22 protein-coding genes are annotated in these 23,117 nt (G+C 32.8%); 8 read left to right on the plus strand and 14 right to left on the minus strand.

Annotated features, from left to right (window positions below):
* The first annotated feature begins 6 nt into the window (after nt 1–6).
* The 4 genes from IMZ30_RS03320 to rlmB all read left to right on the plus strand — a co-directional run bounded on the left by IMZ30_RS03320 (nt 7) and on the right by rlmB (nt 5,172).
* A complete protein-coding gene (locus IMZ30_RS03320; protein WP_207039122.1) occupies nt 7–1,548 on the plus strand; it encodes a RagB/SusD family nutrient uptake outer membrane protein in 1,542 nt (513 codons plus the stop codon).
* A gap of 19 nt (nt 1,549–1,567) precedes the next feature.
* Nucleotides 1,568–2,431: a hypothetical protein gene (locus tag IMZ30_RS03325; protein ID WP_207039123.1), complete on the plus strand. Its 864-nt coding sequence runs from the start codon at nt 1,568–1,570 to the stop codon at nt 2,429–2,431.
* A gap of 77 nt (nt 2,432–2,508) precedes the next feature.
* Nucleotides 2,509–4,377 (plus strand): S8 family serine peptidase, encoded by a 1,869-nt coding sequence (locus IMZ30_RS03330; RefSeq protein ID WP_207039124.1) that lies wholly within the window; start codon nt 2,509–2,511, stop codon nt 4,375–4,377.
* 63 nt (nt 4,378–4,440) lie between these two features.
* A complete protein-coding gene (gene rlmB / locus IMZ30_RS03335) occupies nt 4,441–5,172 on the plus strand; it encodes a 23S rRNA (guanosine(2251)-2'-O)-methyltransferase RlmB (protein WP_207039125.1) in 732 nt (243 codons plus the stop codon).
* Here the strand turns inward: rlmB and IMZ30_RS03340 are convergent.
* Nucleotides 5,169–5,930 carry a rhomboid family intramembrane serine protease gene (locus IMZ30_RS03340; protein WP_207039126.1) on the minus strand — a complete coding sequence of 254 codons (762 nt, stop codon included), beginning with the start codon at nt 5,928–5,930 and terminating at the stop codon, nt 5,169–5,171. The two genes, rlmB and IMZ30_RS03340, sit on opposite strands and share 4 nt — an antisense overlap.
* A 73-nt stretch (nt 5,931–6,003) precedes the next feature.
* On the opposite strand from IMZ30_RS03340, the gene IMZ30_RS03345 reads away from it, so the two are divergent.
* Nucleotides 6,004–7,290 carry a replication-associated recombination protein A gene (locus IMZ30_RS03345; RefSeq protein WP_207039127.1) on the plus strand — a complete coding sequence of 429 codons (1,287 nt, stop codon included), beginning with the start codon at nt 6,004–6,006 and terminating at the stop codon, nt 7,288–7,290.
* Here IMZ30_RS03345 and IMZ30_RS03350 read toward each other — a convergent pair.
* The 4 genes from IMZ30_RS03350 to radC are packed head-to-tail and all read right to left on the minus strand — an operon-like array spanning nt 7,287 to nt 10,716.
* Entirely contained in the window at nt 7,287–8,048 is a 762-nt protein-coding gene (locus IMZ30_RS03350; RefSeq protein ID WP_207039128.1) for a hypothetical protein, read from the minus strand. The genes IMZ30_RS03345 and IMZ30_RS03350 overlap by 4 nt on opposite strands.
* Entirely contained in the window at nt 8,048–8,722 is a 675-nt protein-coding gene (locus IMZ30_RS03355; protein ID WP_207039129.1) for a YjjG family noncanonical pyrimidine nucleotidase, read from the minus strand. Before IMZ30_RS03355 ends, IMZ30_RS03350 begins: the two co-directional genes overlap by 1 nt.
* Nucleotides 8,722–10,008 (minus strand): DUF7033 domain-containing protein, encoded by a 1,287-nt coding sequence (locus tag IMZ30_RS03360; protein ID WP_207039130.1) that lies wholly within the window; start codon nt 10,006–10,008, stop codon nt 8,722–8,724. The genes IMZ30_RS03355 and IMZ30_RS03360 overlap by 1 nt, the downstream gene beginning before the upstream one ends.
* Nucleotides 10,009–10,011: 3 nt before the next feature.
* Nucleotides 10,012–10,716 (minus strand): RadC family protein, encoded by a 705-nt coding sequence (gene radC, locus IMZ30_RS03365; RefSeq protein WP_207039131.1) that lies wholly within the window; start codon nt 10,714–10,716, stop codon nt 10,012–10,014.
* 16 nt (nt 10,717–10,732) lie between these two features.
* Here radC and IMZ30_RS03370 point away from each other — a divergent pair, with 16 nt between their 5' ends.
* Complete coding sequence (locus IMZ30_RS03370; protein ID WP_207039132.1) at nt 10,733–11,350, plus strand: FMN-binding negative transcriptional regulator; 618 nt, start codon at nt 10,733–10,735, stop codon at nt 11,348–11,350.
* Here the strand turns inward: IMZ30_RS03370 and IMZ30_RS03375 are convergent.
* The 9 genes from IMZ30_RS03375 to IMZ30_RS03415 form a co-directional block, all read right to left on the minus strand.
* The gene (locus tag IMZ30_RS03375) at nt 11,331–12,686 is read right to left on the minus strand and encodes a UDP-N-acetylmuramate--L-alanine ligase (protein ID WP_207039133.1); all 1,356 of its coding nucleotides are present in this window, start codon (nt 12,684–12,686) and stop codon (nt 11,331–11,333) included. The genes IMZ30_RS03370 and IMZ30_RS03375 overlap by 20 nt on opposite strands.
* A gap of 28 nt (nt 12,687–12,714) precedes the next feature.
* Nucleotides 12,715–13,563: a tetratricopeptide repeat protein gene (locus IMZ30_RS03380; protein ID WP_207039134.1), complete on the minus strand. Its 849-nt coding sequence runs from the start codon at nt 13,561–13,563 to the stop codon at nt 12,715–12,717.
* 86 nt (nt 13,564–13,649) lie between these two features.
* Entirely contained in the window at nt 13,650–14,906 is a 1,257-nt protein-coding gene (gene rodA / locus IMZ30_RS03385) for a rod shape-determining protein RodA (RefSeq protein ID WP_262896748.1), read from the minus strand.
* 1 nt (nt 14,907) lies between these two features.
* Nucleotides 14,908–16,779 (minus strand): penicillin-binding protein 2, encoded by a 1,872-nt coding sequence (gene mrdA / locus IMZ30_RS03390; RefSeq protein WP_207039135.1) that lies wholly within the window; start codon nt 16,777–16,779, stop codon nt 14,908–14,910.
* Nucleotides 16,776–17,285: a rod shape-determining protein MreD gene (gene mreD / locus IMZ30_RS03395; RefSeq protein WP_207039136.1), complete on the minus strand. Its 510-nt coding sequence runs from the start codon at nt 17,283–17,285 to the stop codon at nt 16,776–16,778. Before mreD ends, mrdA begins: the two co-directional genes overlap by 4 nt.
* Nucleotides 17,272–18,114: a rod shape-determining protein MreC gene (gene mreC, locus IMZ30_RS03400; RefSeq protein ID WP_207039137.1), complete on the minus strand. Its 843-nt coding sequence runs from the start codon at nt 18,112–18,114 to the stop codon at nt 17,272–17,274. The genes mreD and mreC overlap by 14 nt, the downstream gene beginning before the upstream one ends.
* An 8-nt stretch (nt 18,115–18,122) precedes the next feature.
* Nucleotides 18,123–19,154 carry a rod shape-determining protein gene (locus IMZ30_RS03405; RefSeq protein WP_207039138.1) on the minus strand — a complete coding sequence of 344 codons (1,032 nt, stop codon included), beginning with the start codon at nt 19,152–19,154 and terminating at the stop codon, nt 18,123–18,125.
* A 31-nt stretch (nt 19,155–19,185) separates the two neighbouring features.
* Nucleotides 19,186–20,718 carry a bifunctional phosphoribosylaminoimidazolecarboxamide formyltransferase/IMP cyclohydrolase gene (gene purH / locus IMZ30_RS03410; RefSeq protein ID WP_207039139.1) on the minus strand — a complete coding sequence of 511 codons (1,533 nt, stop codon included), beginning with the start codon at nt 20,716–20,718 and terminating at the stop codon, nt 19,186–19,188.
* A gap of 71 nt (nt 20,719–20,789) precedes the next feature.
* The gene (locus IMZ30_RS03415; protein ID WP_207039140.1) at nt 20,790–21,227 is read right to left on the minus strand and encodes a retropepsin-like aspartic protease; all 438 of its coding nucleotides are present in this window, start codon (nt 21,225–21,227) and stop codon (nt 20,790–20,792) included.
* A gap of 50 nt (nt 21,228–21,277) precedes the next feature.
* Between IMZ30_RS03415 and IMZ30_RS03420 the strand changes: the two genes are divergently transcribed.
* A complete protein-coding gene (locus IMZ30_RS03420) occupies nt 21,278–22,045 on the plus strand; it encodes a TatD family hydrolase (RefSeq protein WP_207039141.1) in 768 nt (255 codons plus the stop codon).
* A 3-nt stretch (nt 22,046–22,048) separates the two neighbouring features.
* Complete coding sequence (locus IMZ30_RS03425) at nt 22,049–23,074, plus strand: asparaginase (protein ID WP_207039142.1); 1,026 nt, start codon at nt 22,049–22,051, stop codon at nt 23,072–23,074.
* The last annotated feature ends 43 nt before the right edge of the window (nt 23,075–23,117 follow it).

Below are 23,117 nucleotides of genomic sequence, written 5' to 3' on the forward strand. Positions count from 1 at the left end.
AGTATAATGAAAAACATAATCAAACAATTATCGTTTATCGCTCTTGTAGCTGTATTTTTTACCAGCTGTGAGGATGCATACGAAATAGACCAAGTTGGAAGACTTGAAGAAGAGAATGGATTCGAAAGTATAGGTGATCTTGCACAAGGTTTATCTGGAGTTTATAACCGCTTAGACCTGACACCTAATATTACCTTTAATGCTAACTTTACAGATGAAGTATCGATAGGCTTAGATAACGGTGGCCAAGGTTTAGCGCTATATGCATTTAACCTTAATGCAGGTAGTACAGCAAGCTCAAACTTCTGGGTACGTAACTACTCTGTGATCAATGCTGCTAACCGAGTATTAAGAGCATCTGATAATATCGAATTTGACCAAGATGATCCTGCTGCTTTAGCAGAGTTTAATAACATTTTAGCGCATACGCGTTTCATAAGAGCTTACGCACACTTTGAATTATTGACATATTATTCACCAGATATGACTGATGATAATGCATTAAGTGCAATCATCGTAGATTTTGTACCTGATGATATTTTTCAAGTGATTTCAGTAAGAAATACGAATGCTGAAGTATATAACTTTATTGAACAAGATATTCAATTCGCTTTAGATAACATCACTGGAAACGCACTTCCAAATGTAAATCCAATAGCTGCTTTAAGTGAAGAAGCAATTCATGCCTTTAGAGCTAGAATGTATACCTACAAAGAAGATTATACTACAGCTAGAGATGTATTAGAAAATGATCTTGGTATTAATGCTGCTGATGCAGGTGCAAACTTAGCAACAGCACTAGAATATCCTGATGTATTTACTGATGCAAGTAATGCTGGTGTAATCTGGAAATTAGAGCGAACCATTGGTGATACCTATGACGCACAAGGCGCTACAGGATCTGTTAATGCTGGTGGTTGGGCCGGTGCTTCATTTGCCTTTATTAATCCAACATTAGACGGTTCACCATATTTAGAAATGGACAGAAAACTTTTTGATGAGCTTGAAGAAATTGGTGGTGTTAGAATAGATGTTAATGTTAACCCAACATCAATCATTGCTGATGATGTTTCGCCAAGTACTCCAAGATCACAAGACGTTATTGCAATTAACAAATACCCAGGTTCAGAAGGACAACCACTAATGAACGACCTTAAAGTGTACAGATGGGCAGAAATGTATTTATTATTGGCTGAAGTTGAGGCTAGTGTAGACAACTTTAATGAGGTTGCAACTATTTTAAATAATATTAGAACAAATAGACAAGCGGTAGCTAATGTTTCAGTAGGTAACACTGAGGATGCTTTTGCTGCAATTTTACGTGAAAGACGTGTAGAATTAGCTTTTGAAGGTCATCGATACGTAGATATTAAACGTCTAGGTGAAAAAGCTAATGTGAACATTGAGAGAGGAGAATCAGACTGTGTGCCATTCGGCGGAGTTTGTACACTTGAATCAAGTGACTATAGATTTAACTCATTACCAATTCCGATTGTTGAGTTTAATGCTAATCCTGATTTAAGACAGCAACAAAATCCTGGATACTAATCACATAAATAAGATAAAAATGAAAAATATATTAAAAATAGCAAGCATTCTGGTTCTTGCAATCACAATGATAAGTTGTGAAGAAGATTTAATTATCTTCGATAACCAGGGTGGTCAAACCATTTATCAGTTTGACTTAGAAGGTACAACCTTTGAATTACCAAGAGATAACGCGACCTTTGAGTTTGAAGGTAATATTGATGTGCCAATATCATCAACAACACTTTCAAACGTAGATCGTACTATTACAGTTGAATTGGTAGAAGATTCAACTCAGATAGAAGATTTAAGCCTTATAACATTTAATGAAAATGTTGTTATACCAGCTGGAGAATACTCAGGAGATATGAGTGTAACAATTCAAGGTGAAGAAGGTGTAGATCTTGATTTATTTGAAACTTACCAAATAGCCTTTAAGATAATTGCTACTGAAGGTGGTAACAACGCCGTTGTTGAAGACCGTGTGCAATTTTTAAATGCTCAAATAGTATGTCCTGTAGACGAAACTTTTTTCACAGGGGATTACCAAATAACTCAATTAGCTGGTTTTAATGCCTTCGAACCATTTTTATATGATGGTCAAACAACAACAATTGAAGCAAATGGCCTAACACGAACATTTGAAATAGATTATTTAGGTTTTCCATGGACATTTAATGTTAGATTAAATTGCGACTTATTAGAAGTTTCTGGTGCACCAAGTAGTGGCGGTAACGTTGGCTGCGGTGGTGGTGGTATCACCCAAGGTACGCCAGCAACACCAGCCCAATACGATGTAACTATGGGTGATGATTCAATTATTTTAACATTAGTAGATTTTCAAACTGATGGCGGTTGTGGTGTAGCTCCAACACCGATAACAATTCAATTGGATAAAATATAGTTAATTAACAATTATTATATTGATAATATGGCTACAGTTTTTAAATTGTAGCCATATTTTATTTTAAAGATTTTTTTATGAAAAGAATTATATTTTCGATACTGATTATTGCATCTTTTAATCTAAATGCTCAAACAGATCTAAATGATCTGAGAAGAGAGTTAAATGTGATAGAACAAAATAGACAAAACAATATCAAAAGGTATCTTGAAAACCATCCTGAGACAAAAACTAAAATTTACAATCAAGATGGTGAGATTGCTGGTGTATTAATTAATGTCATAGGCAAAAAACCAATATACAGGTTTAATGATAACAGAAATGCTGCAAATGCTACAAGAACTAATTTCTTAGAAGTAGGTGGAGATTTAAATCTTAACCTTGAAGGTGAGAATATGGAAATCGGTGTTTGGGAGGTTGGAGGAATACCTCTTCCAAGTCACGTAGAATTTAACCAAACAGGAACTTCAAGAATTCAAACTAATGGTGATGAATCTAGCAATTCATATCACGCAACACACGTTGGTGGTACGATTGGTGCTGCTGGTATTCAAGCCTTAGCTCAAGGTATGGCACCAAAATCAATACTTGTAAGTTATAATTCTAATAATGATTTAAATGAAGCTTTGATAGAAGCCAGCAACGGTATGTTGATATCTAATCATTCTTATGGGGTGCCAGTGGTATCACAATCGGGTACATCACCAACTTGGTTAATGGGAAATTATAACACAAGTGCGAGAGCTTGGGATCAAATTATTAATTTGTACGATACTTATTTACCAGTTTACTCAGCTGGTAATGATGGACAGTCAAACTATAATGGTGGATTATCTTTTGGTTTTGATAAATTAACCGGTGAAAAAAATTCAAAAAACAACTTAGTTATTGCAAATGCTAGTAACATAAGCGTTGATAGTAACGGTAATTTTATAAGCGCAACAATTAATCCAAGTAGTAGTCAAGGACCAACGGATGATGGTCGAATCAAGCCAGATATTACAGGTTTGGGAACAAATATTTTATCAACTTCTAATCAAAGTAACACAAGTTATGGTGGTTCAACCGGAACATCAATGTCAGCACCAAATGTAGCTGGTACTTTATTATTAGTTCAAGAACTCTATAATAATACAAACAACACTTACTTAAAAGCGGCAACTTTGAAAGCTTTAGCGATTAATACAGCTGATGACGCAGGCGTGATTGGTCCGGATCCAGTATTTGGTTGGGGTGTATTAAATGCAAAGTTTATGGCAGATATTATTTTATCTGAGGAATATTTGATAGACGAACAAACCTTAGCTAATAATGAAACAATTAGCTTTGAAGTTACTGCGGATGACTTGGGAGAGATCAGAGCAACCTTAGTATGGTCAGATGAACCAGGAACTCAAAGAGATGGTCAAACAAATATTTCAACTCCAGCGTTAGTTAATGATTTAGATTTACGTATCATCAAAAACGAACAAAATATAACTTTTTTCCCTTGGATGCTTGATCAATCAAACTTAACTGGTGCAGCGTTGAAAGGTGATAATGTTGTCGATAACGTAGAACGAATTGATATACAAAATACAGTTGCTGGCGATATTTATACCATCGAAATATCTCATAAGGGTAGTTTAGTTGGTGGTTCTGAAGATTACGGCTTAATTATTAGCGGAATTTCAGATGTAAATTTAAATAATAATAATTTCAACAAAGAATCAATTAGTGTTTGGCCGAACCCAGTAAGAAATCAATTAAATATTACTAGTTTATCAAGCTTTGAAAATGAGGTTAAAGTAAGCGTATTTGATATGAGTGGACGTTTGGTAAAATCAAGGACAGAGCAGTCAACAAGCGCAATAAAACTTGATACATCTAATTTAACAAAAGGTGTTTACCTCGTCAACATTTCTGATGGGCAAAATAGCATTCAAAAGAAAATAATTAAGGAATAAAACAAGTTTATCCTTTTACAATACTTAAGGCTAGCATATCTTTGCTAGCCTTAATTGTTTATTATGGAAAAAGATAACATTGTATTTGGTGCTCATAGCATTAATGAAGCACTAAACCAAGCTGTTGATATTGATAAAATACAAATTAACCTAGCCACAAAAGGTAAATACAGTGATATCATATCTAAAGCTAAAGCACAACATATAAAAGTTAGCTTTGTACCACATCAAAAGTTCAAAAAATATGAACACCTTAATCATCAGGGAATAATAGGCTACATATCTTCAATAAGCTATAAAAAGCTAGAGGAAACTGTTGAAGACATCCTAAAATCTAATTCAAAACCCAGCTTTTTAATCCTTGATGGAATTACTGATGTTAGAAATTTTGGTGCAATTATAAGAACAGCTGAATGCACTGGAATTGATGCAATTATTATTCCTGCACAAGGAAGCGCTACAATCACAAAAGAGACAATTAAAACATCAGCAGGAGCAGCTTTTAAGTTGCCCATTATCAAAGTTGCTCATATAAAGGACGCCATTTTCTATTTACAGTCTTCTGGCGTTGAAATAATTGGTGCTAGCGAAAAGTCTAACACATCAATTTCAAAAGTTAACTTTAACAAAGCCAATGGTATAATTTTGGGTAGTGAAGGTAAAGGAATTCAACCAAGTGTATTAAAAATGTTGGATGTTACAGCTAAGATACCTATGGCTGGCGAAATTAATTCACTTAATGTATCAGTTGCTTGTGGAATGTTTCTATATGAAAATTTAAGACAAAAAAGCTAATTTAAATTGTTACTAGGTGAATTAGTAGTACTGTCGTCAAAGTGCCACTCTATATCTGTTGAGGCGTCAAAAAGTGTAGTCGAAGTATGATTATTTTCAGTTGAATCAATTGGGTTAAAGTTACCATGCTCATCGAATTGCTGCATAAATTCGATTTCAAAAGCTGTTTCTTCAACTTGTTTGGGTTTTTGTAATTCAACTTTTACCACTTCTGGCTTGATGAAATAACTGATGATAAATCCAATTATAAAACCAGATAAATGACCTTCCCATGATATGCCTGTTTTATATTTAGGAAATGTTCCCCAAACTAAACTACCGTAAACAAAAACAACTGTAAGAGCTAGTGCAATTAAGCGATAACTTTTAGATTTAATTCCGTTAAAAAAAAGAAAACTAGCTAAAAAATATATCAACCCACTTGCTCCTATATGATAAGATTCGCGACCAATAAGCCAAGTTAATATACCACAACAAAGATAACCTAACAACAAAACTGCTAGATGCTTTTGTTTATAAAAAAAGGCCAAAGCAGCGCTTAATATAACAATTGGAAAGCTATTACTATATAAATGATTAATGCCAGAATGTATAAACCCTGAAGTTAAAATACCTATTAAACCGTCAAAATTTCTTGGTAAAATCCCGAAATTGTTAAAATTTAGGTGATATCGTATTTCAATCCAGTATACAAACCATATAGCTAATAAAAGTAATACTGGTAAAAAAATAAAGCGATATCTTGAATAAAAATTCATACCATTAATATAGCAAAAAATCATCCAAACAGAATTGGATGTAAATCTGTCAGTAAAATTGTAATTTTATCGCATGAACAATACACCGTTAGCAGAAAGACTTAGACCAAAAAAGTTAGAGGATTTTCTTAACCAAGAGCATTTAGTCGGCATAAATGGCTCTGTTAAAAAATTGCTTGATAATAAGGTTTTACCATCATTAATTTTTTGGGGTCCACCAGGTGTTGGCAAAACAACATTAGCTAATATCATTGCTGAAACAACACAACGACAATTTTTTACGCTTTCAGCTATTAATAGTGGTGTTAAAGACGTTCGTGAGGTCATTGATAAGGCTAAACAAAATGCAGGATTGTTTACTTCGAGTCAAAATCCTATTTTATTTATAGATGAAATTCATCGTTTTAGTAAATCGCAACAAGACTCATTGTTATTAGCCGTAGAAAAAGGTTGGATTACACTGATTGGTGCCACAACTGAAAATCCAAGCTTTGAAGTTAATGCCGCACTACTCTCTAGATGCCAAGTCTATACTTTAAATGCTTTTAATCAAGAGAACTTGAAGCAATTACTTGATAAAGCAATTAAAACGGATAAAGTTTTAAACACAAAAGATATCTACATAAAAGAATATGAAGCTTTAATAGGTTTAAGTGGTTTTGACGCTCGAAAGCTCTTAAATAATTTTGAAATTGTAGTCAGTGCGCTTGACTCAAACCATACAATAGAAATCACTAACAATAAGGTTAATAATGTACTGCAACAAACCAGTTCACGATACGACAAAAATGGTGAACAACATTATGATGTAATATCAGCATTCATTAAATCTATACGTGGCAGTGATGTTAATGCGAGTGTTTATTGGCTAGCTCGTTTGTTAGATGGTGGCGAAGATGTTAAGTTTATTGCAAGAAGGTTAATTATTCTTGCCAGCGAAGACATAGGATTAGCAAATCCTACTGCATTAGTAATGGCGAACAACACTTTTCAGGCGGTTAACTCGGTCGGAATGCCAGAAGGCCGAATTATCTTGAGTCAATGTGTCATCTATTTAGCCAGTTCGCCCAAAAGTAATTCATGTTATGTAGCAATTAATAATGCAATGAAAGCAGTAAAGGAATATTTAAATGCTGAAGTCCCGCTTTCGTTAAGAAATGCACCTACCAAACTTATGAAGGATTTAGGTTATAGCAATAACTATAAATATGCTCATGACTATAAAAATAACTTTGTACAGCATGAGTTTATGCCAGAGTCGCTAAAAGGTAAGGGCTTTTATAAAGCAGGTAATAACTCTAAAGAGCTACAATTAAAGCAAAAGTTAAAACAACAATGGGGAAATAAATATGAGTTTTAAATCTTTTTAAATTCTATTGATTTGGTTGAGGAATTTGTTTGATTATTATCCCTATATTCAACAATGAGGTCTCCGTTAGGTTTAAAAAAGGCGGCTCCAAGAAAACTTTTGGCAGTAAATATATATGTACCTCGATCAGCTTTATCAAGTGTAGCAAATACAGACTGATCGGTTGAAGTAACTAATTTATAATTTTTACCATCTTCTATCAACCAATAAACTTGATCTTTATGCTTATAGTTGAGTTTTTTTGTAATATCTGTAATTTCATCAGATAAAGTCTCAGTTTGACTTGAATTAGAAGGAGTTGATTCTGAGCTCAATTGTTTAAGGTCGAGTTTTGTAAAACCTAGAAATGAATTCTTTAACGCTTCAGTATAAGAATCCTTAAATTTTTTCTTTCGACTTTCACCTACTTCTGAGGTATAGACCACTTGCCCATAACAATCTATCAAGTTAAATTGTAATCGCTTTCTCATAAATGAATCAATCTCATTAAGCTCAAATTTTAATAACTGGCAGGGTGATTTTAAAACTTCTAAAGGTAAGTCTTCGACATCCATATAAACTTCAAATCCTTTTTCTTGAAGTAGTACACGCGCTAAGATATTTAGTTGAAATTGGTTGTTTTCCTCAAAAAAACTGAATTTGTATGGAACTTCAACATAATTATAAGCATGATTATCTGTTTTTGGCTGAGCGTTTACAGAAAAACTTAATAGAGATATAAAACAGATGATAAGTAAGGATATTCTCATTATAAAATATTTTTTAATTCAGACAAACACTGTACTGACTCGCCTTCAAAGGTATCATCTTTTCCGAAAAAAATACTAGCCATACCAACTTTTTCGGCACCTTCAATATCAGCTTCTAAATTATCACCTATCATAACACTTTCACTACTTGATGCTTGAGCTAATTTTAATGCGTAGTTAAAGATTGCAGGATCGGGCTTTTTAACGCCAACATCTTCAGAAGTTGTAACAGTCTCAAAGAAATTTATAATTCGGGAAGATGTCATTTTACGGTATTGAACACCTCTAAAACCATTGGTGATTAAATGTAAGTGATAAGTTTCTTGTAAATGCTCTAAAACTTCAATGGCATAAGGAAACAGATGATTAAAATCTGATAAATGTTCGATGTATGACTCTGAAAGTGCAATAACTAAATTTGGCTCTGCTTTAAAATTTAAAACTTTAAAAGCTTCATTTAATCTTGCATACCGTAAATCTTCCTTAGAAATTTTATTTTCTCTAAATAACTTCCAATATTTTTCATTGATCGGCTCATATACTGGTAAAAACTCACTTAAATTAAGTTCAATGTTGTGTTTTTTAAAAATTGACTCAAAAGTTAAACCTGAATTTTTATTAAAATCCCAAAGTGTGTGGTCTAAATCGAAAAAGATATGTTTAAAAGGTTTCATTAAGAAAGTTTATCAAATAATTTAAATAACTTATTTTTTAGGTAATTTTGACTAAAATCTGCATTTGATACGACTAGATATAGTGGTAACCGATGTTTTTTTAATACCAGCTTTAATCTCATTAATTGCGCCTCAAGCCCACTGAAGTTAGCTTTTTCAAGTAATTTACTATTCATCACATAAGGTATGAGTTTTAGCTTTGATACTTGCTCTAAACTCAAATCATAAAAATAAAAAGGTGTGGCTGTACCAGCTCGATAACCAAGTTGATTAGGATAACCCATTGAGAAATCTCGCTGAATCTCAAGCTTATTTAAATATTCAAAAGTAGTAGGAAAATTAATACCGTAATTCTTAATGAGTGAAGAATTTAAATTTCTATTTACAATGGCTTGCCATCGTTTTTTCTCTTTACCAAGTATTTTTATATCATGAATAGCTTCGTAACCCGGTAAAATTCCTAATTGAGAATAATCTCCCATTGATTTTATTAACTTGTGATATATGCGCTTGTGATGACTGATACTTTTAGAGTTTCTAGTATAATTACTTAACTGAAAGAAAAAATGGGTTGAGATGTGATGCTTTCTTGAAAACAAAATTAATTCATCATAAACATCATATGGGTCTTTAGATAATCGTAATATAGATTTTATGCGGTAATAAATAGATTTAAATTTTAAGTTGAAAATATCACGAAAACTAGCACCAACAAGCCTCACAAATCCACGATGATTGTAGGCAAAAGCTTCAGCAATAGCAATATTTAGTTGAAGTGAGTATTTAGAAGTTGTAGCTTGCAGATTAAATTTTTTAGACAAAATTGCTTTAAATTGTGCTGCCCAAATTTCAACGACTGGAAGATGTAAAAACTGTTTTTGATAAGCTAAAGACTCTTCAAAAGGATAACATGAAAACTCATTTTTAACATGTGGTTGATACTCTTCATAACGACTCAATAGATAAAAGCTTGCTGAAAAAATATCAAATGGTAAATCACTATCGTTTGAAACTCTAAAAAAGCATGGAACATCTAGATCTTCCCAGGTCTCTACAATAATGCTAACATCTGAGATACCTTGTTCTTCAAGCAAACCAAATTGTTGAATAAATACTTCATTCCCCAACCTATTTTTTGCATAAGAAAACTTTACGCCTTGAAAGGCAATAAAATTTTCGACTTTTGATGTAAATTTAACTTTAAAACCTAGCAGCTCACCACAAATTTGATCAAAAATGTAATGCAATCGTGATGTATTTTGGGGAACATAAACTAGAATTTCCATAAACTAAATCAAAGCTTCATCTGCGAAACTAAAGTAAGATTTTTCTGTGATAATCAGGTGGTCAAGTAGTTTTATATCTAAAATTTTACCAGCTTGTTTTATTTTATCTGTTATTGATTTATCAGACTGACTTGGCTTCAACGTACCAGATGGATGATTATGAGCTAGAATAATACTAGTTGTGTTTTGTGCTATCGCTTTTTTAAATAATAAACGAGTGTCTACCATTGTACCTGTGATACCACCTTTACTTAAATGATATTTATGAATAATTTTATTAGAATTATTTAGCATTAGCACCCAAAACTCTTCATAATTTAACTCGCCAATAATCGGTTGCATAACTTCAAAAGCATCTTGACTAGAGGTGATTTTTTCTAACTCAAGCGCATCTTCCAAACGTCGACGCCTACCCAATTCTATCGCTGCTATCAAACTTATAGCTTTTGCTTCTCCGATTCCTTTAAATTGCATAAACTCTTCAACACTGGCTTTAGAAAGATGCTGTAACTTATGTTGATAACTTTGCAAAATACGCTGACAAAGCACAACAGCCGATTCGTTTCTATTGCCAGAGCCAATTATTATAGCGAGCAGTTCAGCATCAGATAAACTAGTTTTTCCTTTTGCCAACAGTTTTTCTCGAGGACGATCGTCTGCAGATAAAGATTTGATGCTTAAATTTGTAGTTTGGTTAGCTGTTTTCATTCTGATAATATAAATTGTGCAAAAAAAATTAAACCACCTCAACAAGAAGTTTCAACAGGCAACATCAAAACAAGTTGAAGCTATGATTAATTACTTTCCGTTAGCTGAAATAATTACAGCTAGAAAAGATACTATTTTAGTATCAGAAATTCCACTTTTATACACCAAAAATAAATTAATTGGCCATATTGCTAACTCGAATCCGCAGCTTGAACATTTTAAACAGAATCAAAAATTGAAAGTCATTTTTTGTGGACCACAAGCTTACATATCTCCTGAGTTATTTCAGACTGAAGAATTACCAACTTTCAATTTTGCACGCCTTCATATTGAAGGAGATATTTATTTGAAATCAACTGAAAGTATGCTACAAGATGTTAAACTTTTATACCAACATCTAGACACTTCAACTAGTGACTTGTTTCGATCACAACAAACTAAGATTAATAAACTTAGCCAATATATCACAGGTTTTAGTATTGATATTAAATCTATTGATTTCCGCTTTAAATTAAGTCAAGACAAATCAAAGCAACATCAGCTAACTGCCTTAAATGAACTAGAAACAGCTTCAATTGAGGCTATTCAAAAATATTTAGAGTGCTTTTTAAAATCTAACTTTCCAGTTGATTAGTAAATTTATCGAGGTCTAAACCACCATAATTCCCGCTACTCATCATTAGTAAGACATCATGCTTAAATTCTTTTAAGTCTAAAAAAGCCTTAAAATTTTCAGGGGATGTAAACACCTGTAAATCGTCTCGCCCAAAAGCTTCTAGGATGTCTTGTTTACCAAGTGTATCGAGCTGTTTAATTTCAACTGCCTTTGGTGAGTAAAACACAACTGCCTCATCGGCTTGATCTAAGGCATGCTTATATTCGGCCAAAAAATTCTGATTCAGGCTACTATAGGTGTGTAACTCTAAACAAGCGATAAGATGGCGCTTAGGATATTGCTTTTTAACTGCACTTGTTGTAGCTTTTACCTTAGATGGAGAATGCGCATAGTCTTTGTACAACGCAATTTTATCATTCTTAAATAAAAGCTCTAAACGTTTTGAAGCACCTTTAAAGCTTGCTATGGCTTCATAAAAATCATCTTCATCAATGCCCATGTGTTGGCAAATCCATTTAGCTCCAGCTAAGTTTTCTAAGTTGTGCTCACCAAAAATTTCAAGCGGTAAATCACCTTCTGGGGTTTCAATAAATGTATCTCCATCTTCAATTGAATAATTTGGAATTGTATAAGCATGTTTTCGGGTCGGTTTAGTGGCATTTTTAGCCAATTCGGCTAAAACAGGATCGTTTTCATTATAGACTAAAGTTGAGCCATTAGTCATCGTTTCTAAAAAAACCTCAAACTGTTTAACATAGTCTTCAAAAGTCGGGAATACATTAATATGATCCCAAGCAATACCACTTAACAAAGCAATATTGGGTTGATAAAGGTGAAATTTTGGCCGTAAGTCTATTGGTGAAGAAAGATACTCATCGCCTTCTAACAAAATAAAATCATTTTCCTGAGTTAAGTGAACAGAGTTTTCAAAACCATCTAGTTGCGCACCTAACATGTAATCTACTTCTCTATTATGGTAATGCAATACATGTAAAATCATGGCTGTAATAGTTGTTTTACCGTGAGAACCACCAATTACAACTCTAGTTTTTTGTTTTGAATGTTCAAATAAAAATTCAGGATAAGACATTATACTTAAACCTAAATCTTTAGCTTTTAAAAGTTCAGGATTATCAGGTTTTGCATGCATTCCAACAATAACAATATCTATGTCAGAGGTAATTTTGTCTGGAAACCAGCCATCTTGTGGTAAAAGTCCGACTGTTTTAAGTTTTGACCTTGATGGCTCAAAAATCTGGTCATCGCTTCCGGTAATTGTATCGCCTTTTTGATGTAAGGCAATAGCTAAACTGTGCATTGCACTACCGCCAATTGCTATAAAATGGATATGCATAGAATAATTTTATTTACAAAGTTAAATTTTATAAAGCTAATTTTGACTTAAGTTGATTTAATTTCAGTTTTTCTTTAGATGATAAGTTTTGAACTGATACTTGAGATAAAATTGACTTCAAATCTGAAGTTTGATAAGATGCTAAATCTTCAATTGAGTTGAGTTGAAAAATAAAATTTAAATGATTAGTAACATGGTATGCCTTTATAGCAGTTGAAACTAGTTGTTTGGTTTTGTTGAAATCTTTATATAACCCGATTAATTTTTCGAAACAAGTTTTTGATTTTCCGATAGCTACTGCTTTGGTGTAATATTTTTCTGCTTGGCTGAAGTTACCGTCATATGATTCAATATAACCTTTTGCTAGTGCGGCATCTACAGGACTTATAGTTTCAAGCTGGTTGGCATATTTATAGGCCGTTGATTTGCTTCCACCGATAATACCTGGCAATTCCATATAAAGTTGAACCAATGCCCAACGTGATTCTATATGTTTAGAGTCGAGTATGGTAGCTTTTTTTAAATGTAGCTTAACATCACCTAACAAAGTTAATGCCTTAAAACGGTTAACTGATTTGGCGTATAAACCTAAAGCACCACCATATCTAAAATGATATTCGGCATTATTAGGAAACTGTTTAACTAATACCTTATTAATTTCAGCTGCTTTTTCCCACTGCTCTAACCTCGCATAAGTTTGACCAAGCAGTACTCGACTTTCTACATTATCTTGATTATTTTTCAAATAATCTATAAGTAGTGTTTTAGCTTGTTTATAATTAGCCTCATCATAAGCTTGTTTAGCTTCAAATAATTGATTTTGTGACCAACTTTGAAAGCTTATAATAATAAAGATTACAAACCAAAAATATTTCATTTTTAATAACAGATAAACTAAATTTTTATAACAAATGTAAAACACTACTATTAATACAGTTTAAATATTAACTTTTTAATTCAGTTTTAATTTAAACTGCTTCGTTTGGCGTCAAATTTTAGAAAAATAAAAATCAGTATTAAAAATCCCCACAAACCTGAGCCTCCGTAACTAAAAAATGGTAAAGGAATTCCGACAGTAGGAAATAAGCCAATTACCATTGCAATGTTAACAAAGAAATGAAAAAATAAAATACCAATAACTGAATAACCAAAAACTCGGTTGAATTGCGATTTTTGTCGTTCTGCAAGATAATACAGTCTTAAAATAAGACAAGCAAACAGAAGAATGATGATACTTGAACCAATAAATCCCCATTCTTCACCAACAGTGCTAAAAATATAATCTGTATGCTGTTCTGGCACAAATTTACCTTGTGTTTGGGTACCTTTTAGCCAACCTTTTCCAGTTAAGCCACCACTACCTATCGCAACTTGACTTTGATATAAATTAAATGCAGAGCCTTTAATATCAACTTGATCACTTAATAAAACTTCAAATCGGTCTTGCTGATGAGGCAACAAAACATTATTAAATATATAACTTACAGAAAAAGAAAAACCAACCCCTAACAATCCGATAACTAAATACTTCCAAAGTTTTTTTCTTTTATTTTTATTCAGAATATATGCTAAAACTAAAATCAGAACTAGCACAACTGATACAATGATTCCTCCAAACTTTAACGTTAGAACAAATAGTATTGCAGCTGAAATTGAAATAGTTAAGTACCAATGCGGAAGACCTTCACGATACATTGGCAAAATAAATGAAGCATAAATTAGCGCACTGCCAGCATCTGGCTGTAACATAATTAGACCTACTGGTACGGCAATAATAAAAAAGGCCTTTAATTGGTATTTAAACAATTTTAAACTTACTTGTATTTCGCTTAAATATTTTGCCATTGCTAAAGATACAGCTGCTTTTACAAATTCTGCAGGCTGAATACTAAACGACCCAAACGAATACCAGGCAGTCTGGCCAGCAATTGTTTTACCAAAAAAGAGAACACCAACTAAAGATAGTATAGCCAATAAGTAAATAATACTTGCAAAGCGTTCATAGAATTTCACTTCAATAGAAGTGATAATAATAACAAGCAAAAAGCCTAAAGCAATAAATAAAATTTGTTTACCGTAAATAGCAGAAAAATCAAGTATATGAGCATTGGCTGAAGTTAATGTCGTAGAATAAATATTACCCCAGCCAAAACCTATAAGCAATGCTATAAGCATAATGCTTAACCAGTCTATCTGTAAAATTGTTTTTTGAGCACTCACTTTATTGACTGATTGTATCTAATTCTTTAGTTTTATATGGTTTTGCATATTCTTCTTCTAAGCTTTGGTTTAAAATCCATTGCTCTAAATCGGTTCGTTCAATCTTATCTTTTAGATATTTTTCGATCATCAAGCTTGAAATACGACCAGCGTAAGTTGAGCCATATCCTCCATTTTCAACGAAAACTGCAATTGCAATTTTAGGATCTTCTTTGGGAGCAAAAGCAACAAAAATAGAATGGTCTTCTAACTCGACAATCTTTCCATTAATTTTTGCTTTATTTTGAGCTGTTCCAGTTTTTCCACAAACTTCAATACCTGGAATTCTTAAAAACCGAGCTGTGCCGTAATTATACACATCGTGCATTCCTTCAATTATAGGCTCAAAATGTTCTTGATTTATAGTTGTAAATTGCTTCTCGGTATATTTAGGTTCAGTAATAGTTTTACCATCAATTTCTTTTAGGATATGAGGTTTATAAAACCAACCCCGATTAGCGATAGCCGCTGTAACATTAGCCAACTGAATTGGTGTTGTTAAAACTTCACCTTGACCAATAGCGTTGGAAAGTGTAGCGGTAGCGTACCATTTATATTTAGGGTAATTATATGCTCGGTTGTAATATTCTGCATCTGGCACTAATCCAGCTCTACCAACGGGTAAATCATATCCAAGAAAATTACCAAGGCCAAAACTTCTTAAATGCTTAGCCCACACATCAATTCCTTCTTGTGGTGTATCGAATTTTTCAATACTTCTTCGGTATATTTGAGCAAAATAGGTATTACAAGAATAGGCAATACCTGAAATTAAGGCTACTGGACTAGAATGTGCATGGCAGCCCATTCGTGCACCTCGACCATAAGTATAGCCACCATAACATTTAAAATTTTCTTCTACTTCTACAACATTTTCTTGTAAAGCAATCAAGCCTGTCAAAGCTTTAAATGGAGATCCAGGAGGATAAACCGCCTGTAAAGCTCGATTATAAAGTGGTTTTGAAATTGAATCGTAATATAAACGGGTAAAATTACGTGAGCGTTTACGTCCAACTAGCAAGTCTGGATCATAAGATGGAGCGGTTACTAAACTCAATATTTCACCCGATGAAGGTTGAATAGCCACGATACCACCGCGTTTATTTTTCATTAATAACTCACCATAAGCTTGTAATTCTGAATCTATCGTTAAAGTAATATCCTTTCCTTTTTGAGGTAAAGTGTCAAAAGCACCGTTTTTAAACGACTTAATATTTCTATTAAACCGATCTCTCAAAAAGTGTTTAACACCTCTTTGGCCTCTCAATTCTTCTTCATATTGCTGTTCAACACCTTGACGACCAATAAAATCACCTGATTGATAATAAGGATTTTTTGAGATATCACGATTGTTAACTTCAGCGATATAACCTAAGATATTAGAACTATGTTTGACATCATAATCACGCAAAGAACGTTTTTGAATAAAGAAGCCTTTATATTTATACATCTTTTCCTGAACATACGCGTACTCGCTTTTGGTGAGTTGCGGTGTAATGACTGAAGCCAATTTAGGTGAATAGATAAAAGCCTTTTTAATTTGTTCTTTTAGCCGCTCAGGTGTTAATTTTAATAAATTCGCGAGTTCAAGTGTATCAAATGACTCTAACTCATTTGGTATAACCATCACGTCGTAAGCAGGTTGATTACCAACTAAAAGTTTACCATTTCGATCATATATATAGCCTCTTTGCGGGTAATCAAAAACTTTTCTGATAGCAATATTTTTAGAAACATCATCATAAGAATCGTCTATTAACTGAATATAAACTAGACGTGCTAAAAATATTAAAGCCGTAATGCAAACTAGTAAAACAGGTAGTATTTTTCTCACTTAATTTGCTTTTGCAGAAGTTGAAGAATTAAAGTATTAACTAAAACACTTAACAAGGTTGATGTTATTAATTTTTTAAGAAACAATTGCCATAGGTTAATATTAAAAAATTCGAGTGAAAATAGAATGACGTGATGTAATAAAATTACTAAAAAGACGTAACTTATTTTCTTTAAAAAGACAGCATTGTTAATGCTTAAGGTTTGATAATCATAACTTAACCCAAAATTGAAATGTAATAATTGAGGCCTAAAATAGGCAATAACTAAGCTTGCCGTTGCATGCATTCCACCTGTATTTTGAAACATATCTATACTTAGCCCTAATAAGAATGCGAGAATTAAAGTCTGTATTCGATTAGCATGTGGTGGCTGCAAAATAATAAACAAAGGATACACAAAAGGAACAACATTATTTAGAATTATTAATTTATCAAAAATAAAGACCTGAGCTAATACAACACTGAGAAATAAAATGATATGATATAACCGATTATTCGCTTTCATTGTCGTCTTTATTTAGAGTACTTATAGCTTCGGTTTTGTTGTTTCGCTTTAAAATGTAAACTTTACCTAAATTAGTCATGTCATTAAAGAGTTTAACCTCTATTTCAAAATAGCCTTGAATTAATTCAAAATCTTGTATTGTACCAATGGGAAAGTTTTCTGGAAAAATAAACGATTTTCCACCTGTGATAATTGTATCTCCTATAGCTATTGGTGCTGATCGAGGAACATCTTTTAATTTTGCAACTTCAACTGAAACAGCATCCCAGGTTAAAGTTCCAAAATGATTAGACTTTTTCAGTTTAGCGTTTATTGAAATATTACGGTTTAAGATTGAAATAACTCGTGAAAAATTAGCTGAAGTATATTCTGTAATACCTATAATTCCTAAGCTTGAAAATACAGCGAGTTCATTGTCTATACTATCATTTGTGCCTTTATTTAACAGCAAGTAATTATCTGGATTATTATAGTTGTTAGAAACAACTTCTGCTGGTATAATTGTATAAAGGCTATCGTTTAAATTTAGATTTTGAGCTGTTTTAGGCTTTATTGTATCAAGTGGAAGTAATCCTTTTGAATTAAGTAGCCGTTCACGTAACAACTTGTTTTCTTGGTGTAAAACTTCATTTTGAGATTTTAAATTGAAGTATTCGCTAACCGAAGACTGTATGCTATAAATGTTAGCACTAATAAAGTTGGTTGAATTTACAAAGTTGGTATTTTGATATGTGTGAGCGTAAAACGTAAACCTTAAACCTGCAACTAGTAATAACAGAAATACTAAAAACACCTTATATTTAATAAGAAAATTAAGTATTTGCTGCATCTAATGGCTTATTCTTGAATTAACACTGGCTTAAAACGCTCTAAGTTTTTCAAAGTAATACCTGTTCCTCGAACAATTGCTCTTAATGGGTCTTCAGCAATATAAACCGGTAAATCTGTTTTTTGAGATAGACGCTTATCTAAACCTCTTAACATAGAACCACCGCCAGCTAAATAAATTCCCGTATTGTAAATATCAGCGGCAAGTTCTGGTGGTGTTTGAGAGAGTGTTTCCATAACAGCGTCTTCAATCCTTAAAATAGATTTATCTAGAGCTTTTGCTATTTCTCGAAAAGAAATTTCAACTTGTTTTGGTTTTCCTGTCAGTAAATCACGACCTTGAACATTCATATCTTCGGGAGTAGTTTCTAAATCTTCGGTTGCAGATCCAATCTGAATTTTAATTTTTTCAGCAGTACGCTCACCAATAAACAAGTTATGTTGTGTCCTCATGTAATAGATAATGTCATTGGTAAACACATCACCAGCGACCTTAACCGATTTATCGCAAACAATACCACCTAAAGCAATTACAGCTATTTCGGTGGTACCACCACCAATATCAACAATCATATTCCCTTTTGGCTGCATGATATCTACGCCAATACCTATTGCAGCTGCCATAGGTTCATGAATTAAATAAACTTCTTTGCCATTTACACGTTCAGCTGAATCTTTAACGGCTCGCATTTCAACCTCAGTTATACCACTTGGAATACAAATAACCATACGTAACGAAGGTGTAAACAAACGCTTTTTTAATGCAGGTATTTCTTTAATGAACATACTAATCATTTGTTCACTCGCTTCAAAATCTGCTATAACACCGTCTTTTAAAGGCCTTATGGTTTTAATATTTTCATGGGTTTTACCTTGCATCATTGCAGCTTCTTTACCTGCTGCAATAATTTTACCAGAAATTCGGTCACGAGCAACAATAGATGGGCTATCAACAACTACTTTATCATTATGGATGATAAGTGTGTTTGCTGTTCCTAAATCAATGGCTATATCTTCAGTTAAAAAATCAAAAAATCCCATGTGCTAATTATGTGTAATGTAAAGTTACGTATTAATGTTTAAAGTGTCTTGTGCCAGTCATTAACATTGTTAAATGATTCTCGTTACAATAATCAATGCTTAACTGGTCTTTAATTGAGCCACCTGGCTGAATAACTGAAGTTATACCTGCTTTATGAGCAATCTCTACACAATCTGGAAATGGAAAAAAAGCATCACTTGCCATAACGGCATCTTTAAGACTGAAATTAAATGATATTGCTTTATGAATGGCTTGGTTTAAGGCATCAACTCTTGAAGTTTGACCTGTCCCACTAGCTAAAAGTTGTTTATTTTTGGCAAGCACAATTGTATTAGATTTAGTGTGTTTACAAATTTTTGAAGCAAATAATAAATCTGTAATTTGTTCCTGAGTTGCTTCTTTATTAGTCACACAATTCAAATCTTCAATAGCGTCTGTTTTTAAATCTTTATCTTGTACTAAAACTCCATTTAAGCATGTTCTAACTGTAGGTTGCTTAAAATTAAATTGCTTTTGAACTAAAATAATTCGATTTTTCTTGCCTTTTAATGTTGATAAAGCTTCAGTTGAAAAACTCGGCGCAATAACAACCTCACAAAATAGTTGATGAATTTCTTTTGCGGTTTCCTGATTGATTTCTGTATTAGAAATCAATATTCCACCAAAAGCTGAAACAGGATCGCCAGCCAATGCATCTTTGTATGCTTCAGCGACAGTTGAACGTTGTGCTAAACCACAAGCGTTATTATGTTTTAAAATAGCAAAAGTTGGTGCTTCATTCTGAAATTCGGCCATTAAATTAACTGCGGCATCAACATCTAATAGGTTATTATATGACAATTCTTTACCATGCAATTGATCAAAAACCGAATTGAATTCACCAAAAAACTGGCCTTTTTGATGTGGATTTTCACCATACCTCAAAGTATTTCCATCTGTATAACTTTGTTTAAAAGCGTTAACGTGCCCGTTTCTATTTAAGTAATTAAAAATAGCAGTGTCGTAATGTGAGGAAATATTAAAAGCTTTGGCTGCAAAATTTTGTCTTGTTTCTAAATCAATTTCGCCATTTTGACTTTGTAGGAGTTCTAAAATTTCTACATAATCATTACGTGATGACACACACAAAGTGTCTTTAAAGTTTTTAGCAGCCGCGCGTATAAGAGAAATTCCGCCAATATCAATTTTTTCAATAATATCTTGTTCATTAGCACCAGAAGCCACAGTTGCCTCAAATGGGTATAAATCTACAATTACTAAATCGATTTGTGGTATATCATAAGATTGCATTTCATCTTGATCACTTTCAACCGACTGTCGGTTCAAAATTCCACCAAAAACCTTAGGATGTAAAGTTTTTACGCGACCACCCAAAATTGAAGGATATTCGGTCACAGACTCTACAGGTGTAACATCAATATCGAAAGATTTGATAAAGGTTTCGGTACCGCCTGTTGAATAGATTTTTACACCTATTTCATCTAAAAGTTTTACAATGGGTTCTAAACCATCTTTATGATAAACTGATATTAAGGCCGAGTTGATTTTTAGGGAAGCGCTCATAGTAAAAAATTAAGTTGCGAAAGTAAGATTTTAGCATAAAAAAATAAAGTAAAAAGCTCTAAAAAATCAAATTACTTTAAATACAAACGCTTTGATTTATAATCGATAACAGCTTTCGACTTCTCTAAAACATCTGCTCCCAAAATACCATGAACTTTTTCAGAATCGTGATTCTCTAAAGCTGTGTTTACATGTGATAAATCAAAAATAACTAATTTCATTTTCTTTTGTGTCCACTCGCCTATTTCAATTTTATTATCTTGAGACGACTTTGTTAACATATTACTTGCTCCTGCACCAGCTGCCCTAATGTCACTGTCTTCTGGCAGTAGTGAAAAGTAATCAGCAACAGCTAAATCTATGCAAGAACTCGATGCGCCTGTATCTAAAATAAAATCACCTGGAATTCCGTTAATTATAGCATTACAATGTAAATGACCTGTTGAAATAACTCCGAGCTTAACACTTGAATAGCCTTTAGATTCAAGGATTTTACGTAATGATGGCATTTTTAGAAATTTTTACAAATATAGACTTTCAAAATCAATAAATTTGCGCCATGAATTTTATAGACACGCACACACACTTATACGTTGAAGACTTTGATGAAGATATTGAAGCAGTTGTAAACCGAGCGCTCAAAAACAACATTACCAAATTTTGCCTACCAGCTATAGACTCAAAAACTTCTAAAGCTATGCTTGATTTACAATTGAAGTTTCCAGAAAATATGCACATCATGGCAGGCTTGCATCCTACATCAGTGAATAAAAATTACAACAAAGAACTTGAGCATGTTGAGCAACAACTTCAAAAACACAACTGTGTTGCTGTTGGCGAAATTGGCATTGATTTATATTGGGATCAGCGCTTTTTATGTGAACAACAAGATGCATTTAAAGCGCAAATTAAACTAGCAAAACAAAACAACTTACCTATCGTAATACATTGCAGAGAGGCTTTTGACGAAGTTTTTGAAGTTCTAGAGAGTGAAAAAAGTGATGATTTATTTGGCATTTTTCACTGTTTTACTGGAACATTAGAACAAGCTAAACGAGCAATCGATTTAAACATGAAAATAGGTCTTGGTGGTGTGCTGACCTTTAAAAATGGTAAGATTGACCAATACATGCATCTTATTGATTTAAAACATATAGTATTAGAAACTGATGCGCCGTATCTTGCGCCTAAACCCTATAGAGGCAAAAGAAATGAAAGTAGTTATCTTATTAAAGTTGCTGAAAAGCTAGCAGAAATTCATAACAGAAGTTTAGAAGAGATTGCTAAAATCACAACACAAAATGCAGAAGCCATATTTAAAATTTAAATAATGAGTCAACCGACTAAAATACTTTTAATATACACAGGCGGTACAATTGGCATGATTAAAGATCCTGTCACGAACTCCTTGAAGGCATTCAACTTTGACCAACTGCTATCTAATATTCCTGAATTAAAATTACTGAGTCACAAAATTAATACCCTTAGTTTTAAAAATCCAAAAGACTCTTCTGATTTTAACTGTGAAGACTACATCAACTTAGCAACTATAATTGAAGCTAATTATGAAAATTATGATGGTTTTGTAGTTTTACATGGTAGCGACACTATGTCTTACACTGCTTCAGCTATTTCATTTATGCTAGAAAATCTTACCAAGCCTGTTATATTTACAGGATCACAACTTCCGATAGGTGACTTACGAACTGATGCCAAAGAAAATTTAATTACAAGTATTCAAATTGCAGGGCTAAGAAAAGGAAGTAAAAGCTTAATTCAGGAAGTAGGCTTATACTTTGAGTATAAACTATATCGTGCTAACCGCACTACTAAAATTAACGCTGAACACTTTGAAGCCTTTTCATCACTCAATTTTCCAGCGATTATAGAGTCAGGAGTTAATCTTAATATTAATCATTCTAGTTTAATACAACAAAAACCAAAACAACTTAAAGTTCATAAAAAACTTGACAATAACATTATTATCATAAAAGTTTTTCCAGGGTTAAACGAGGCAACATTTAATCACTTAGTAAACACTCCAAACATTAAAGGCATTATTTTAGAAACTTTTGGTAGTGGAAATACCAAAACAGAAGATTGGTTTTTGAAAGTGATTAAAAAAGCAATCGACAATGGTATTCATGTGGTAAATATTACACAATGTAGCGGTGGAAGTGTAGAAATGGGAAAATACGCCACAAGCAAACATCTTTTAGAAGCTGGATTAATTGATGGGAAAGACATGACAACTGAAGCAGCTGTCGGCAAAATGATGTTTTTGCTTCCTAAAAAACTCGATAAAAATGTTTTTAAGACGATCTTTGAGACTAGTTTGAGAGGTGAAATGAAATAATTTAACGTCTTAATAATAAGCAGTTCACAATTTTTTTTGTTAT

Origin of the sequence: Psychroflexus sp. ALD_RP9 (assembly GCF_017311165.1) — a bacterium.
In the GTDB taxonomy this organism is placed as follows: Bacteria; Bacteroidota; Bacteroidia; order Flavobacteriales; family Flavobacteriaceae; genus Psychroflexus.

Excerpts from the sequence above, each read along its gene's own strand:
- IMZ30_RS03360 (WP_207039130.1), bottom strand. The coding sequence starts at position 10,008 with ATGGAAATTCTAGTTTATGTTCCCCAAAATACATCACGATTGCATTAC.
- purH (WP_207039139.1), bottom strand. The coding sequence starts at position 20,718 with ATGAGCGCTTCCCTAAAAATCAACTCGGCCTTAATATCAGTTTATCAT.
- IMZ30_RS03325 (WP_207039123.1), top strand. The coding sequence starts at position 1,568 with ATGAAAAATATATTAAAAATAGCAAGCATTCTGGTTCTTGCAATCACA.
- IMZ30_RS03405 (WP_207039138.1), bottom strand. The coding sequence starts at position 19,154 with ATGGGATTTTTTGATTTTTTAACTGAAGATATAGCCATTGATTTAGGA.
- rlmB (WP_207039125.1), top strand. The coding sequence starts at position 4,441 with ATGGAAAAAGATAACATTGTATTTGGTGCTCATAGCATTAATGAAGCA.
- IMZ30_RS03320 (WP_207039122.1), top strand. The coding sequence starts at position 7 with ATGAAAAACATAATCAAACAATTATCGTTTATCGCTCTTGTAGCTGTA.
- IMZ30_RS03415 (WP_207039140.1), bottom strand. The coding sequence starts at position 21,227 with ATGCCATCATTACGTAAAATCCTTGAATCTAAAGGCTATTCAAGTGTT.
- IMZ30_RS03350 (WP_207039128.1), bottom strand. The coding sequence starts at position 8,048 with ATGAGAATATCCTTACTTATCATCTGTTTTATATCTCTATTAAGTTTT.
- IMZ30_RS03355 (WP_207039129.1), bottom strand. The coding sequence starts at position 8,722 with ATGAAACCTTTTAAACATATCTTTTTCGATTTAGACCACACACTTTGG.
- IMZ30_RS03345 (WP_207039127.1), top strand. The coding sequence starts at position 6,004 with ATGAACAATACACCGTTAGCAGAAAGACTTAGACCAAAAAAGTTAGAG.
- IMZ30_RS03375 (WP_207039133.1), bottom strand. The coding sequence starts at position 12,686 with ATGCATATCCATTTTATAGCAATTGGCGGTAGTGCAATGCACAGTTTA.
- mreD (WP_207039136.1), bottom strand. The coding sequence starts at position 17,285 with ATGAAAGCGAATAATCGGTTATATCATATCATTTTATTTCTCAGTGTT.
- IMZ30_RS03420 (WP_207039141.1), top strand. The coding sequence starts at position 21,278 with ATGAATTTTATAGACACGCACACACACTTATACGTTGAAGACTTTGAT.
- IMZ30_RS03380 (WP_207039134.1), bottom strand. The coding sequence starts at position 13,563 with ATGAAATATTTTTGGTTTGTAATCTTTATTATTATAAGCTTTCAAAGT.
- mreC (WP_207039137.1), bottom strand. The coding sequence starts at position 18,114 with ATGCAGCAAATACTTAATTTTCTTATTAAATATAAGGTGTTTTTAGTA.
- IMZ30_RS03425 (WP_207039142.1), top strand. The coding sequence starts at position 22,049 with ATGAGTCAACCGACTAAAATACTTTTAATATACACAGGCGGTACAATT.
- IMZ30_RS03330 (WP_207039124.1), top strand. The coding sequence starts at position 2,509 with ATGAAAAGAATTATATTTTCGATACTGATTATTGCATCTTTTAATCTA.
- radC (WP_207039131.1), bottom strand. The coding sequence starts at position 10,716 with ATGAAAACAGCTAACCAAACTACAAATTTAAGCATCAAATCTTTATCT.
- IMZ30_RS03340 (WP_207039126.1), bottom strand. The coding sequence starts at position 5,930 with ATGAATTTTTATTCAAGATATCGCTTTATTTTTTTACCAGTATTACTT.